At 60.2% G+C, this 14485-nt stretch carries 12 protein-coding genes; 6 read left to right on the plus strand and 6 right to left on the minus strand.

Going from position 1 to position 14485, the window contains the following annotated elements; genetic code table 11:
* Positions 1-19: 19 nt before the first annotated feature.
* From LHFGNBLO_RS17945 to LHFGNBLO_RS17960, 4 genes are all read left to right on the plus strand, one after another.
* A complete protein-coding gene (locus LHFGNBLO_RS17945) occupies positions 20-1219 on the plus strand; it encodes a M20/M25/M40 family metallo-hydrolase (RefSeq protein WP_413774700.1) in 1200 nt (399 codons plus the stop codon).
* A 46-nt stretch (positions 1220-1265) separates the two neighbouring features.
* Positions 1266-3101: an SLC13 family permease gene (locus LHFGNBLO_RS17950; RefSeq protein ID WP_258609479.1), complete on the plus strand. Its 1836-nt coding sequence runs from the start codon at positions 1266-1268 to the stop codon at positions 3099-3101.
* 7 nt (positions 3102-3108) lie between these two features.
* Complete coding sequence (locus tag LHFGNBLO_RS17955; protein ID WP_258609481.1) at positions 3109-4164, plus strand: AI-2E family transporter; 1056 nt, start codon at positions 3109-3111, stop codon at positions 4162-4164.
* Positions 4165-4367: 203 nt separating this feature from the next.
* Positions 4368-5459 (plus strand): helix-turn-helix domain-containing protein, encoded by a 1092-nt coding sequence (locus LHFGNBLO_RS17960; RefSeq protein WP_258609483.1) that lies wholly within the window; start codon positions 4368-4370, stop codon positions 5457-5459.
* Between the two features lie 108 nt (positions 5460-5567).
* Here LHFGNBLO_RS17960 and LHFGNBLO_RS17965 read toward each other — a convergent pair whose 3' ends face one another.
* From LHFGNBLO_RS17965 to LHFGNBLO_RS17985, 5 genes are all read right to left on the minus strand, one after another.
* Positions 5568-7238, minus strand: coding sequence for an alpha/beta hydrolase (locus LHFGNBLO_RS17965; protein ID WP_258609485.1), 1671 nt, complete (start codon positions 7236-7238; stop codon positions 5568-5570).
* Positions 7239-7343: 105 nt separating this feature from the next.
* Positions 7344-7655: a hypothetical protein gene (locus tag LHFGNBLO_RS17970; RefSeq protein ID WP_319944230.1), complete on the minus strand. Its 312-nt coding sequence runs from the start codon at positions 7653-7655 to the stop codon at positions 7344-7346.
* A 67-nt stretch (positions 7656-7722) separates the two neighbouring features.
* Entirely contained in the window at positions 7723-8928 is a 1206-nt protein-coding gene (locus LHFGNBLO_RS17975) for a succinylglutamate desuccinylase/aspartoacylase family protein (protein ID WP_258609487.1), read from the minus strand.
* Positions 8929-9440: 512 nt separating this feature from the next.
* The gene (locus tag LHFGNBLO_RS17980; RefSeq protein WP_258609489.1) at positions 9441-10523 is read right to left on the minus strand and encodes a transporter substrate-binding domain-containing protein; all 1083 of its coding nucleotides are present in this window, start codon (positions 10521-10523) and stop codon (positions 9441-9443) included.
* A gap of 396 nt (positions 10524-10919) precedes the next feature.
* On the minus strand, positions 10920-11849 hold the full coding sequence (locus tag LHFGNBLO_RS17985; RefSeq protein WP_258609490.1) for a LysR family transcriptional regulator: 930 nt from the start codon (positions 11847-11849) through the stop codon (positions 10920-10922).
* A gap of 117 nt (positions 11850-11966) precedes the next feature.
* On the opposite strand from LHFGNBLO_RS17985, the gene LHFGNBLO_RS17990 reads away from it, so the two are divergent.
* Together LHFGNBLO_RS17990 and LHFGNBLO_RS17995 are read left to right on the plus strand one after the other, a co-directional pair.
* Positions 11967-12632, plus strand: a complete 666-nt coding sequence (locus LHFGNBLO_RS17990; protein ID WP_258609491.1) for a hydrolase — start codon at positions 11967-11969, stop codon at positions 12630-12632.
* A gap of 228 nt (positions 12633-12860) precedes the next feature.
* Positions 12861-13460: an NADPH-dependent F420 reductase gene (locus LHFGNBLO_RS17995; RefSeq protein ID WP_258609492.1), complete on the plus strand. Its 600-nt coding sequence runs from the start codon at positions 12861-12863 to the stop codon at positions 13458-13460.
* Positions 13461-13676: 216 nt separating this feature from the next.
* On the opposite strand, the gene LHFGNBLO_RS18000 is transcribed toward LHFGNBLO_RS17995, so the two are convergent.
* On the minus strand, positions 13677-14456 hold the full coding sequence (locus LHFGNBLO_RS18000; protein ID WP_258609796.1) for an alpha/beta fold hydrolase: 780 nt from the start codon (positions 14454-14456) through the stop codon (positions 13677-13679).
* Positions 14457-14485 lie beyond the last annotated feature (29 nt).

Here is a 14485-nt window from a genome sequence, read left to right on the forward strand (position 1 = left end):
CAAGCACTGGATGTATCGAATGCGCGATTCTGTTCCTCTCGATGTCGCTGCCGCCGAAGAGCATCTGATGCGGTTCCTTTCGGTTGAAGGCGTCACCGGACAGGAGGCCAATATCGCGGCAGCCGTGAGCGACGCGCTGCAGGCGGTTGGCGTGCCAGCTTCGGCAATCCGATTCGATGACGCCAATACGCGCATTCCGTTGCCGACCGAAACAGGCAATCTGATTGTAGATCTGCCCGGGACGCGGAGCGGACCGAGGCTCCTCTTCTCCACTCATCTCGATACTGTGCCGCTCTGTGCCGGTGCGAAACCTCGAAGAGACGGCGATCGCATCGTCTCCGACGGCACGACTGCGCTTGGGGGCGATGCCCGCACGGGTGTTGCGCTTCTGGTCGTGCTTGCCGAAACGCTGATCAAGCACAAGCTCCCGCATCCGCCGATTACGCTGCTTTTCACGGTACGGGAGGAGAGCGGGCTCCACGGAGCGCGCGAGTTGAATCCCTCCGATCTCGGAGGCCCGGTCATGTGCGTCAATGTCGATGGGCAACTTGCTTCCGATCTGATCATAGGCGCGGTTGGACAGGAAAACTGGGAGGTCGAGATCAAGGGCCGCGCGTCCCACGCCGGTGTGGCGCCCGAGAAGGGAATATCGGCGACGCTGGTCGGAGCCATCGCTTTGACGGAGGCCCGGCAGGCGGGCTGGTTTGGTAAAGTCGTCAAGCCCGACGGCCGCGGGACCAGCAATGTCGGGATTTTCGGCGGCAAGGATGGAAAGCCCGCAGGCGATGCAACAAATGTCGTCACCGACTACGCCTTCATCAAGGGAGAGGCTCGTAGCCCGGAGGCAGCCTTCGCAACAAAGATTGCGAAGGGTTATGGCGATGCCTTTGCGAAAGCGAAAGGGCAGATCAAGGACCATGAGGGTCACACGGCCGAAGTAACATTCCGTCACGAGGTCTCCTACCCTCCTTTCAAACTCGCAGAGAGTAGCCCGATCGTGAAACGCGCCACAAAGGCGTTGCGTATGCTGGGTATCGAGGCCAACTGTCACTTCTCCAATGGCGGGCTGGATGCAAATTGGCTCGACAAACATGGCATCCCCACCATCACCATCGGTGCAGGCCAAGCCGAGATCCATACCATCAAGGAATACGTGAACCTTGCCGAGTACGAAAAGGGCTGCCGCCTGGGCATACTTATGGCGACGCTGGAAGAGTAGCAGTCACGCCGCGGTCCGGCGACAGGGCCGGTGAGGAACCACGCGAGTGAGCCCGATAGCGTACACTGGCACCATCATTGCGGTCGTCGTCGTTCTGTTCGTCTGGAACAAGCTGCCTGTCGTCGTTGTCGCAATGGCGACGGCGACGGCGTTGTGGGCAACCGGCGTCTTGACGATTGATCAGGCCCTCGGCGGCTTCGGTGATCCCGCGGTGATCTTCATAGCCTCCCTCTTCATTGTTAGTGCGGGACTAGACGTGACAGGCGTCACCGCCTGGGCTGGCCAGCTTCTGATCCGTGGCGCGGGCGAAGAGAGCCGTGCCCGCCTGCTAATTCTAACGATGAGTATGGTGGCGCTCCTCACGGCGCTAATCAGTGTCAATGGCGCCGTTGCCGCACTCTTGCCGGTGGTGGTCGTCATCGCCGTCCGCCTGAAGCGAAATTCGGCGCAGTTGCTCCTGCCGCTGGTTTTTTCCGCGCATGCCGGCTCGAAGCTGGCTCTGACCGGGTCGCCAGTGAACGTGTTGGTCTCGAACGCGGGCAGCGACGCCGGCGTGGGCGGCTTCGGCTTCTTCGAATTCGCGCTTGTCGGCTTGCCGCTGCTGGGAGGAACGATGGCGATCATCATACTGTTCGGAAAACGGCTCCTGCCCGAACGCAATGGCGCCACGATGCCTGCCGACTTCAGCCGCCATGCGAAGACGCTCGTCGAGCAATACGGCCTTGCCAGTGGTGTCTACCAGATGCGCGTGCGCGCAAGTTCGCCCTTCATTGGCATGCCCGCGTCTGCGATCGAGTTGGCCACTTACCCCGAACTGCAACTCGTCGCCGTTCAGGAGGGTGAAACGGCCAGCCCGCTGCGCAGACCTGCCATCGCCGAGGGAGATCACCTGCTGCTGCGGGGCGACGCCGAGTCGGCTGCCGCGTTCGCTGCCGACCAACACCTTGCATTCAGCGAGTCGGCGGGATCTGGGCAGGGAGAGGAGACGCTGTTTAATCGCAGTTCGGGCCTCGCCGAGGTGGTGATCCCACCGCGCTCCGGCCTTATTGGCCAGAACGTCTTCCCGGGCATGGTGACCGAGAGCGGCGACCTGATCGTCCTTGCGGTGCAGCGCGCCGGCGCGGAGGTTGCCGCGACCAACGCAACACGAGATGCAGGAGGTATTGTTTTGCAGGCCGGTGACACGATGCTCTTGCAGGGAACATGGAAGGCTCTCGACCACCGCCTCAAGGATCCGGATGTCCTGGTTGTCAATTCGCCGGAACTGGTACGTCGTCAGGCGGTGCCAATGGGGCCGGGCGCCCGCCAGGCCGTTGCCATTCTGGTCGCTATGGTCGTGCTCCTTGCCACGGCCATCACGCCGCCGGCGGTAGCCGGCCTGCTCGCCGCCGGAGCGATCGTCCTGTCGGGGATCATGAGCGTCGAGCAGTCCTACCGAGCCATCGATTGGACGACGGTGATCCTGGTCGGCGCGATGATGCCGCTGTCTACCGCCATGGTCGAGACGGGCGCCGCGAAACTGATGGCAGAGCATCTGGTGTCGCTTGTCGGCGACGCCGGTCCTATTGCCCTGCTCGCCGGCCTATTCGTGCTGACTGCCATAATGGGACAGCTCATCAGCAATACCGCGACCGCTCTCATCGTCATCCCGATCGGAATGGCAGCCGCGACAACCATGGGTGTTTCGCCCCGCCCGGTGCTCATGAGCACCGCTGTGGCGGCGGCAGCAGCATTCCTGACACCGATTGCAACCCCCACGAACCTGATGGTCATGGGTCCCGGCGGTTACGCTTTCGGTGACTACTGGAAGCTCGGTCTACCGCTGCTGCTCTGGTTCTTTGTCGTGGCTGTGTTCATAGTGCCGATGATCTGGAGATTCTGAATTGCCAATGACCCCTCGGCCGGTTCCGGTGTTGTTGGGCATCATCTGTGCAATTCTGCTGCTGACTGCGCTCTATTTCGCGGACGCGATCATTGCACCCGTTGCCTGCGCCTTCTTCATCATTGCAGTCGTCTGGCCGCTTCAGAAGCGGCTTGAGGGGCGTCTGCCACAGCTTCTGGCGCTCGCCATCGTCGTGACGCTGGTCGTGCTGGTCTTCATCGTGTTCGCCTCCGTCGTGGCCTGGGGCTTTGGTCGGATCGGCCGATCCCTCATAGCGGAGACGCCTCGGCTACAGGCGCTCTACGAACAGGTGACAGCCTGGCTGGAGACGCATGGGATCGCCGTCGCGGGCCTGTGGGCCGAGCATTTCAACATGCGCTGGGTCGTGGGAGCGATGCAGGGCCTATCGGCGCGGCTGAATACGATGATCTCGTTCTGGATCGTGGTACTGATTTACGTGCTGCTCGGCCTGCTCGAGCTCGGCCCGCTGGCGCGCAAAATTCCCAGCATAGTCAGCAGCGAGACTGCGCGCATCCTGATCGTCGGCGGCGAACGCACTGCCGCCAAGCTGCGCCGGTATCTGATGATCAGGACGGCCATGAGTGTTGTAACGGGCGGTTTGGTTTATGTGTTTGCCCTGGCGCTCGGCCTGCAGCTTGCCACGGAGTGGGGCGTCATCGCCTTCACTTTGAATTTCATCCCCTTCGTCGGCCCGTTCATCGCAACGCTGCTGCCGACCCTCTACGCGCTGGCGCAGTTCGAATCCCTGTATTCCGCACTGTTTGTCTTTGCCTGCCTCAATCTCATCCAGTTCGCGATCGGCAGCTACGTCGAACCGCGCGTGGCTGGAAACGCGTTGGCGCTGTCGCCCTTTCTCGTGCTGTTTTCCGTCTTCCTGTGGATGTTCCTCTGGGGCCTGTTCGGCGCCTTTATCGGGGTTCCGATTGCAATCGCCGTGCTGACCTTCTGCGCCGAATCTCCCTCATCCAGATGGCTTGCCCAGTTATTGGGCGCACCCGACGATCAGGTGGAAAGCGCCCAGGGAATGGGCAGGCAAGAGTAGCCAGCTCAGATGTTAACCGTTCGCGCGGTTCCGGATTAGACCGACAACAGCCAGCAGGATGACGCCACCGAGCCAGTCTATGGCAATTTCTCGCAAGGTATGTCAATTTGTCATTCTGGAGGTTTATACTCTGGAGCGCTTGAACGCTGAAAGCGTTGATTGTTTGGGATTACCGGCAACAACGGTAGTTTGGAATAATCCTAATGTATCAGGACTCCGCGCTACAATCGTTCGAAGATCACAAAAGAGAAACCGCGCAATTTACGCACTCTTTAGATTTTTCTAATTTTACCTTTCCACCGCACGATCAATTTCCGGCTTTTCGTTCCGCCTATCAAGGCGTGATGGATGTGTTGGCCGTGTCGGATTGTCCCGAACCCTTTCCGGCCCGTCAAACGGTTTGGAATCTGGGCAGACTCGCATTTATGCGAACCAAGCTACCCGGCGAAAGACATGCTCATATTCAGAAGCACTTGAAAAACTGCAAGCTGGATCACTGGTATATCAATCTGCCGTCGCGCTCCCCGAAGCTCGGCAATTGGCATGAGGTAGCTGTGCCCGAGCTGCATTGCCTGGCCACGCCATCCGACAGAGAAATCAATCACGACGAGATACTCACGCTCTTCATCCCGCACGACCTGTTTGCCTCGACTGCCGGGCTCCATCGAATGCTGGACGTTAAGTTCGAAGGAGGGCTTGGCAAGCTGTTGGCAGACTATCTGTTTCTCCTCGACCGGTCGTTGGCGGATTTGCAGTCACCGGAGATACCGTACATCGTCGAGGCAACGCGTAGCCTCGTGGCTGTATGTCTCGCCCATTCGCAGGATCGCTTGACGGAAGCCCAAATCCCGATCGATGCAACATTGTTGACGCGCGCACGTCGGATGATCGACTCCAGACTTACGGATCGCAATCTAACGTCCGAGACGCTGTGTGCTGCGCTTGGCGTGTCCCGCTCCCGCCTCTACCGGATTTTTGAGGCTCTTGGGGGAGTTGCTTCCTACATACGAAGGCAGCGGCTGCTGCGCACACGCGACGCCCTATCCGATCTTGCAGATACGCGATCCATCTCCCGGATAGCCGAGCAGTGGGGTTTTGTCGACGCTTCCGCCTACAGCCGGACGTTCAGGCATGAATTTGGCATTTCGCCGAAGGAAGCACGGGATATAGGATGGGCGAACAATGGGTTCGTCGTGGCGCAAGAACGCCACGTCGGATACGAAGGGGAGCAGACGCTTTACAAGCTGCTACAAACAGTAGACGGAACCAGATACGGAGTGAGCCTTGCTGCATAGGTTGGGCGTCTCGTTATAGATGCTCCTCACAGTTGTCCCAGTCGCGCGACCGCCTTACCTGCCGCATCGACAAGTGTCCTTTTGCAAGACCGGTGGAACACTGAAATCTTATCCACTGACAGGCGTTACAGCGCGCTTGGCGAAAAGAGCTTTAAGCCGGGCAACATCTCCAGGTGTAATGTCCGGCGGATCGGTTACGGCCATCCACGCATCGATGTAGTGCTGCGGCGCAAAGACATGGCCGTAGCCCATTGGGGACGTCGTCGCCACCGCCATATCCACCGTTAGTTGCAGCATCGTGATGAGCGGATACCAGCGAACTTGCTCCGACACGTCAGGTCCTCGTGGCTCTTTCATCCAATCGGGCTCTCGGTAGAGCGTTGCGACATCGAAGAAGCTTATGGGATCGCTGGCGTATTGAAGGTAGACGATCCGGATCGGCCCCCACTTTGCATCCGGTATGTTCAAGGCACTATTCTGATTGGTGAACCGGAAAATCGAGCTGTCGCGGAAGCGGGGAAGCCATTCGGGCGATCCGGGATTTCGGCCGTCGGTGACGGATCGCCAGGTGCGGCTTGGGAAGGGCGGCCCGCTCCACAAAGCGCCTTGAAACGGATCGGCGATGACATCGTAGAGGTTCGCCGATCGCTCGGAATTCATCGCGCCGAGACTTAGGCCGTGCAGGTACAGTTTCGGGCGGACGTCGCGCGGAAGCGATGACCAATAGGCATAGACCTCCCGGAAAAGGGCGTTGCCGGCCTCCCTGCCGTAGTCCGGCTCGACCAGCAGGGATAGCCAGCTGGCGAGGTACGAGTATTGCATTGCGACACTGGCGACATCGCCTCTGTGGAGATATTCGACCGGGTCCAGCGCAGCCGGATCGACCCAGCCCGTGCCGGTTGGCATCACGACGATCAGGATCGACCGGTCAAATGCACCGGTGCGTTTCAGCTCCTCCAGCGCCAGTTTCGCGCGCGCCTCGACCGTATCTGCCGAGTTCAATCCGACGTACACGCGGATCGGGTCCAAAGCTCGTTGACCGAAGAAAGCGCCTATCTCCGAACCCGTCGGGCCGGAACTGACAAACCAGCGGCCCTGCCTGCCCAGATCATTCCACGACAGCAGCGACGCCGCGCTTCCCGTCCTGATGGAGGACTCCGGCCTGGCAAGGTCATCGTCGATGAGAGCATCCATCTCCTGGAACGACGAATCGAGGATTCGAAGCGTCAGTCTGAAGACCAGCCCTTCGGCAACCGACCAGAAAATGATAATTGCCAGAAGGCCGCCAATGACGTGGGAGATCCGCCTTGGAATGAAGCGGCCAAGCCAGTTTGAGAACACAAAAAAGGTGTGCCTGAAAAGTCGTGCCAACCCTATGAGAATGGCAAGAATAACGACGGCGACGGCGCCAGTTATCAGAGGACTCGCCGTGTCCAGCGGGGCGAGATTCATCAGGGTGCGGATCGAATTCTGCCACTCCAAAGTCATCCAGAGGAAAATGGCCGCAATCACAAAGCAGGCGACGACGACCGCAATTCGCGCGGCCTTGAGGGCCCTTCCCTGCAATTGAGGCAGCTCAAGGTAGATCCACAGCCAACAGGCAAGAACGCCGATGCCATAGCCCAGGGCAGCCGAGATTCCGGAAAGCACGCCCTGGACGAGAGAGGATCGCGGTATCAGGCTTGGTGTGAGGGAAGCCGCGAAGGACAGAGTCCCCGCTAATATTCCTACCGTGAGGAATGAATGTGCGAGCCTGCCCACGATTGCGCGCAACTCCATTGATCCTCAGCATTTCCCTGACATTCAATCAAAAGGCAAGGCGAGCACAAAAAGACCGCATCCCTGGGCTGCAACGGCCTCGCGCTGGAGAGATAGTTCAAGGCATCATCTTCTGAGGCGACGGAAATCGACGACGCGGCCATTGTGCGCGCTCACTGAAATTTCGAAACGGCCGCCGCCGCGCCGAGCGTGATAGACGAAGAACCGCCCGCGGCAATCCTCGCGTCGAATGTCCCGAAAACCGCGATTGCGCAGGATTCGCTCGCCATCCCGGCAAGTGATCGCTCTGCCATTGTTTAGGCTGCTGCCGATATTGATGTTGATCGTGACGGCATAGGCGGGCGTTGGCGAAGCCACAGGCACTACAAGGCTGAGAGCCAGACCAAGGTAAGCGAGTAGAAGCAGGCGCATAACCATTCTCCGTATCAACGTGCTCTGCGTGACATCAAATTCATCATCGGTTGAACACCAAATCGGCGGGTGCTCACTCTGGATAGGTCTCGGCGCCCTCCGTCGTCGCCTTGTGGAAAAGGATAAATGCCAAGGGGTTGCCGGGCTCGGCCATTGCATCGCTGCGCTTGCCAGTCATCTCTCCAACCACGCTGCTTGTATACTCCGCAACCACGTCGCCGAAGCTATTGCGCTGGACGGCCACCTTCTGTCCGGGTTCGACCTTGTCGTTGAGCTTGACCAGATACTCGACCAACCCGCCTTGGGTTGCCAGGATCGGGAATGCGCTGTTGCCGACAAAGACGGTCACGTCCTTGCCCGTGCGTCCCATCGGCCCGGCGACGATGCCGTGATGCTTGAGCACGTTCATCGTGCCTTCCACGAATAGCCCGATCATCTCGAGGTCCAGGTGGCGGGCAGCCCCGATCTCCGGGCAAAAGGACGGGATGCCCGCGGCGTTAAACGCGTTGTGGAGGACATTGGGATATGTAGGATTGTCGAAGATCTGGCCGATGGGATAGAGCTCCGCCATCGCCTTGATCTCGGGCACGTCCATCTCGGCAATATTGAATGCGGTGACCTCGAATCCGGTCGTTCCGGTATGGAAGTCGATCGCGAAGTCGGCGTTGGGCCGCAGCAGCCGGTTGAACACCAGCCCGGCGTGCCGGCTTGCCGCGGTCAAGCCGTTCTCGTTGCCGGGCCATTCCCGGTTCATGTCGATCAGGTCGGCGCCCCTGCCCGAATTGGGCCATCGGCGCTGCATGCTTTCGAGGGCCGGGCGCGACACGTCCGTGACCGCCATCACCGTGCCCGACATCTGCGCCGGGTCGAGCTGGCTCATCACGGTCTGGACCGTATGCACAGAACTCATCTCGTCGCCATGGACACCACTGACCAGGACGGCGCGCTTGCCGGGCTTTGCACCCTTGGCCACCGTAACGGACACATACCAGTGCTGACCGGTGGGCATCTGCACGCCCTGAAAATACAGAAGGTGCTTCTTTCCGGACTCCAGGTCGTTGACGTCGAGCGCGCTGATGACCTTCTTCCCCTGGATCACATCGCCGGTATAGACCGTCTCTGATGGCGCACCCGATGCCGCGTCGGTAGTGGGAGCCGCTGTGTCCTGGGCATTCGCAGCGCCACCATTGGCCGCAAGGGCGGCCGCCGCTCCGAACGTGGCAATGGAGGCTACTAACAGATCGCGGCGATCGAGGCCTTTTCTAGGTTTTTCCGACATGATGACGCTCGTCCCTTGTTCGTCTTATTTCACGAATCCGCTCGCCGGCATCTTCGCGACGAATTGGATTGCGGCTAGTCCGGCAAGACCCATGCAGACCGCCATTCCGATGGCGGCAGCGAAGACAGCGGACCGAATTCTTCGAGTGCTGGTCATCTCACCACTTCCTCCCCAGATTGCTCCACCGTCCAATCTGGAGTTCGCAATTGCACGATGCCGTCCCTGCGCAGCGCAGCCACTTCAATCAACGGGTCCGTCTCGTTTCCGGAAGATAGCGTCCCCTAGTTGTCTTGGCATCGGCTTAGAATTCCAAAGCTGTGCCTCGCGTCCTAAATCGGACGGGACTTCTCCGATGAACGAAAGTCAGGTTTTGTCTGCCGCATTGCGTCGGGAGCGACTCGCTTCGGGACCCATTCACGGCCTTCTGAGGTCGGCGCTCCGTCGGCTTTGGGGCAACTGCCCTTAGATGCGGCTGAGAGGACGTTTGTTTGGGTCCCGCATCGCTTCAGCGCTCATGGTGACTCGCCGAAATACTTGGCGTGCAGCTGCTCCACGAGCCCGTGCTCGTGTGCGCCCAGAATTTCGACCGTCAGCCGCCTGGTCAAGGGACTGTTGCGCGCAAGACCAAAGCCATACTTGTCCGGCTCGAAGAGGCCTCCGACGACGTTGACCCGATCTTCAGGGTGCGTGTGCGCGTAATATTCGAGCACGGGCGCATCGCCGACGATCGCGTCGATGCTGCCGGCACGCAAAGCCGCTACCGCTTCCTCGATGTTCGGGAACGATTGCTGGTCGAAACCAGAGGCGCGGGCAAAATCCTCCGACACACTGCCGGTGAATACCCCGACCGACTTTCCGGGAAGATCGGCAAGGCTGTTGACCTGGTTGGTCAATGAAAGGGTGGTCATCACGCTGGTAACGGATGAGGTAACATAGGCGAGCACAGCAATCCCGAATATTAGCCACAAGCCCTGCCATATCCGTCCGACCCAACCGAAGACATTCTTTCGGCCGGATGCTTTGCCTGAGGCAACCGACATGATCGAGAAGAAGCTCTCCGCCATTCCGTCACGCCATCGACGCGGATGGGCGGGATCAAACTTCCGGTCGAAGATGGTCAGCGATACGGTCGCCGCCGCGATGACAAAGGCGAGCCACGCATAGGCGCGAAGGAACCCGGCGTCCCTCAATCCCGTCACGACGTCCAGAAACCCTGTGCCTTGATGCTCGTTGACCATGATCCTCTGACCGGCATCGAACCACGGATGGGTGAAATCGATCCGCTGCGCCCGGCCTTGCGTAATGGTGAGATTGGTGACGGCAACGTCGATCTCGCCGTTCGCCGTGGCGTCGATCAGAGCACCGATCGTCGGGAACGCGCGGTACTGGCTTTGTGCGCCCTGCGATCCCGCGATCGACTCCCAGAGCTCGACCGCCATTCCGGTGAACCGACCTTGCTTCTGCATGACAAATGGCGGGCTGAGATAGAGGCCGACGCTGACTGGCTGTTTGGCTTGAGGCGTTTCCTGCGCAAGTGGACTGCTCACGGCCAGCAGGCTGAACAACACGGCCAGGCAGAGAGCGTTCCTTGACATGAAAGAGTTCCCGCCTGCCGAAGCATTGACGAAATCGTCCCCTCCGGCCCTTCTTGAGACAATGGCCTGAGAGGATGCGCTTTACCGAATCTACAACAAGCTTCATGGGTGTGCGATCTTAAACCCTGAATTTGTGTCCCGTTTCCGGTAGATACCGTCTAGCTTGGGAGGAGACAGCGAAGCGATCCGTGTCGACGGATGCCACCAGCGTAGTATTCGGTGAGGCGCAGAGGTATCGCTTCAACGAGCAGAGATTGCCGATATCTCCGGCGCTCAGCAGGCTCGTCAAAGGGTGCAATGGCGAGAAATCAACGCTGCATTGTCGGGCAGGGAAGGGCGCATGTCTTGCCCCAAAATTTTCATGGATCGACCAGGCTCGAGCGAAGGTCGATGCAATTAGCCGACGCTTCCGGCGAAGCGCTCCGCCAGGCGATCACGCCGAAAGCCCTCGACGACAAAGTCGACGAAGACGCGGGTCTTGGCGGGGAGCAATGTTCGAGTGGGATAGTAGATCGAGATCGGCCCAGCATCCGCGTACCATTGTGGCAACAATCGCACGAGCGCGTGCTTTTCGAGATGCGGAAGAGCATGCGGCACGGCGATGAGCGTCACTCCGAGACCGAGCAGTGCCGCCCGGCACATCGCTTCCGGGTCGTCGAGCACGACCGTCTCCTTCTGTGTCGCCGGGATTTCCACGCCGGCGGCGTCGCGCATGGTGCGCTCACGGATTCGTCCTGTCCGGGTGGAGCGCATGACAATACCGTCCAGGAGGGCCAGCCCTGAGGGATCAACGGGTCGCTTCCTGCCTTTCAGATAGGCTGGCGAAGCAACAGCGACAATGTGCAAGGGTGCAAGTGTGCGTGCCACCAAGCCTGGCGGCAGATCGATACCGCCACCGATGGCAGCGTCATATCCCTCTGCAATCAGATCAACTTGCCGGCTCTCAAACCGCCAGTCCGGGCGAATATTGGGATAGCGCGCGAGAAAGGCGGGCAGCAGGGGCAGGATGTAGTCTGCGCCAAACGTAAGGCCCATGCTAACCTTGAGCACTCCGGCGGGCTCGCCGCGATCGGTGCCAGCGTCCGCGATCGCCGCCTGCAGCCCCACCATATGATCCTGCATTGCGAGCAGGAAACGCTCGCCGGCCTCGGTCAGAGTCAACTTCCGGGTCGTTCGCTGGAACAGCCGGACGCCGAGATTGCGCTCCAGCATCGCCACGTTTCGGCTGACCGCCGCAGGGGTCAGTGAAAGCCTTCTCGCTGCAACCGAGAAGCTGCAGGCTTCCGCGCTGCGGACGAAGGATTCGAGGTTGGCCAGTGTCTCCATGGGTTATCTTCAAGTGGTACTTGTAAGAATTGCAAATCATTCCCGACTAATTCTAGGTCAATAAAAGGGCGATAGCTAGGTGGCAGACAACGCAGTGCCAACCCGGAGACGACGCCCATGCCCAGCCAGTCGAACGCCCCCAAGAACGGCCTTAGTGCCCTGCTCACCCCGGAAGAGTCAGTGCTCGTGTTGATCGACCACCAGCCGTTCCAATTCGCCAATCTCCACAGCCACGAGCCCACGATGATCGTGAACAACGTCATCGCGCTGGCCAAGACGGCCAAGATCTTTGGCGTGCCGACGATCCTGACAACGGTTCTTGAAGACCGCGGCGGCAAGCTCATCAAGGGCCTGCAGGATGTCTTCCCGGACCAGAAGCCGATCGACCGTACCTTCATCAACACCTGGGAAGATGCGCGCGTTGTCGATGCCGTGAAGAAGACGGGCCGCAAGAAGATCATCATGGCAGCGCTCTGGTCGGAGATCTGTCTCGCCATGCCGGCCATCCAGGCCGCGGGCGAAGGCTATGAGGTCTACGCCGTCACCGACGCGTCAGGCGGCGTGAGCGTGGAAGCGCACGACATGGCAGTGCGCCGCATGGTGATGGCGGGCGTCGTTCCCATCACGTGGATGGCAGTGGCAGGTGAGTTGCAGCGCGACTGGGCCCGCGAAGAGACAGCGAGAATGGGCGCTGAGACGTTGCTTGAGCATGGCGGCGCCACCGGCATCGCGCTCGCCTGGGAGCTGCAACTGCTCGGTCAGAAGGCGGGCGGCGGCGCGTGAGTGGCTGTCGAGTGTGACAGACCGCAGACCCCCGTCTCATCGGAGCACGTCATGCCAGCTCGATGTCATGCGCGTGGGCGATGGACAGATCGCAAAGCATTTGGGCGTCGCCAATCTCTTCTCGCTGATGCAACAACGCGGTGCCGCACCAATCATCTCAAATCGATCGTGAACACACGCGCCGGTACCCCTCGACCGCGGCCACTCCAACTCTGAAAGGAACATCAAATGACCATTGGTATCATTGGCTCGGGCGCGATTGGTACATCGATCGCCCGGACGCTGGGCCGGGCGGGTGTCGAGGCTACCATCTCAAACAGCCGCGGCCCGGATTCACTCAAGGATCTGGTCCGCGACCTTGGGCCGTCAATCAAGGCGGGCACCCGCGAGGAAGCGGCGCGTGCTGGCATCGTCTTCGTGGCCGTGAACTGGACAAAGCTTCCGGCAGCGATGGCAGGCCTTCCAGATTGGAAAGGGCGCATTGTCATCGATGCCAACAATGCGATCGAGGCACCGCTGTTCAAGCCCGCAGACCTCGGCGGGCGCGTGTCGAGCGAGGTGTTCGCCGATCTCGTGCCCGGAGCCCGCGTGGTAAAAGCCTTCAATCATCTCCGCGCAGAGCTGCTCGCCACTGACCCACGTTCGGACGGCGGTCGGCGTGTGCTGTTCTTTTCCGGTAACGACAACACGGCCAAGGCAGAGGTCGCATCCCTAATCGAGCGGATTGGATTCGTGGGGATTGATCTTGGCTCGCTGGCGATCGGCGGCAAGCTCGCTCAATTTCCTGGCGGCCCGTTGCCAAACCAGAATCTCGTCAAGATCGATTGAATGTCTGCCATTGGCGCCAGGCGGACCGAACCATTCGGCTCGATGCGCGCTGCCGTCAGCTTGCCGCGTCTTTAGCACGCGAGCGAGGCGAGACGCTGAACGTCGCCACAACCACCGAAGCATTCCGATGGAAGTCCGTCGTGTCATGGCGTCCTAAAAGCCTCTAACAGGATTTGAAAGAATCAAAAGCCTCAAGCAAGATCTGAAAGAACCGCCCTAGCTGAGCTGCCGCGCGGCTTCCGAGATGAGCTGGGTGATCGCTTCGGGATGGGAGATCAGCGACAAATGGCTGGCCTTCACCTCGATGGTCTTTGCGTTCATGCGCTTTGCCATGAAGCGCTCGAGATCCGGATTGATCGTGCGATCCTCGCTCGAGACGGCATACCAGCTTGGCTTCGAGCGCCAGGCCGCTTGCGTTGTCTTTCCGGTGAAGAGCTTGTCCGAGATCGGCCCCTGGACGGCATACAGGATGCGCGCCTTGTCGCGAGGAATGCCGCCGGCGAAATCCCGCAGGAAGGCCTCCTCGCTGAGCTTGCCATAGCCTTCGGACCAGACAAGGCCGGAGGAGGCGGGTGGCGCTGCAAAAGTCTTGGCGAGCGCCGTGTAGTCTTCGCCCGCATCCGGAGCGCGCGCCGCGACATAGACGAGCGAGGAAACCTTTGGATCCATCCCTGCCTCGGTGACGATCATGCCGGCAAAGGAGTGTCCGACAAGGACCGTCGGTCCATCCTGGAGCGCGATCGCACGGCGCGTTGCCTCGATGCCTGCCTCCAGTGTGGTCAGCGGGTGCTGGACGACAGTGGCCTTGAAGCCGGCCTGATCCAGGTGGCCAACCACTTCCGACCAGCACGAGCCATCCGCATAGGCGCCATGGACCAGCACGACATTGCGAACCTTGGGGCCTGTCTGCGCTCGCGTCTTGTGGGAGCCGGCCAGTATACTCGCAGCCGCCCCAGCGACGAGCGCGGTGGAGAAAGTACGCCTATTCATCATGATCGTTTGTTCCTTGGGAGGTTGGCAGATTC

This window comes from Mesorhizobium sp. AR10 (assembly GCF_024746795.1).
GTDB lineage: Bacteria > Pseudomonadota > Alphaproteobacteria > Rhizobiales > Rhizobiaceae > Mesorhizobium.

What these genes read in the sequence shown, in the direction of transcription:
- LHFGNBLO_RS17975 (WP_258609487.1), bottom strand. Translation starts at nt 8,928, where the DNA reads ATGTCGGAAAAACCTAGAAAAGGCCTCGATCGCCGCGATCTGTTAGTA.
- LHFGNBLO_RS17970 (WP_319944230.1), bottom strand. Translation starts at nt 7,655, where the DNA reads ATGGTTATGCGCCTGCTTCTACTCGCTTACCTTGGTCTGGCTCTCAGC.
- LHFGNBLO_RS17960 (WP_258609483.1), top strand. Translation starts at nt 4,368, where the DNA reads ATGTATCAGGACTCCGCGCTACAATCGTTCGAAGATCACAAAAGAGAA.
- LHFGNBLO_RS17995 (WP_258609492.1), top strand. Translation starts at nt 12,861, where the DNA reads ATGACCATTGGTATCATTGGCTCGGGCGCGATTGGTACATCGATCGCC.
- LHFGNBLO_RS17965 (WP_258609485.1), bottom strand. Translation starts at nt 7,238, where the DNA reads ATGGAGTTGCGCGCAATCGTGGGCAGGCTCGCACATTCATTCCTCACG.
- LHFGNBLO_RS17980 (WP_258609489.1), bottom strand. Translation starts at nt 10,523, where the DNA reads ATGTCAAGGAACGCTCTCTGCCTGGCCGTGTTGTTCAGCCTGCTGGCC.
- LHFGNBLO_RS17945 (WP_413774700.1), top strand. Translation starts at nt 20, where the DNA reads ATGCGCGATTCTGTTCCTCTCGATGTCGCTGCCGCCGAAGAGCATCTG.
- LHFGNBLO_RS17955 (WP_258609481.1), top strand. Translation starts at nt 3,109, where the DNA reads ATGACCCCTCGGCCGGTTCCGGTGTTGTTGGGCATCATCTGTGCAATT.
- LHFGNBLO_RS17990 (WP_258609491.1), top strand. Translation starts at nt 11,967, where the DNA reads ATGCCCAGCCAGTCGAACGCCCCCAAGAACGGCCTTAGTGCCCTGCTC.
- LHFGNBLO_RS17985 (WP_258609490.1), bottom strand. Translation starts at nt 11,849, where the DNA reads ATGGAGACACTGGCCAACCTCGAATCCTTCGTCCGCAGCGCGGAAGCC.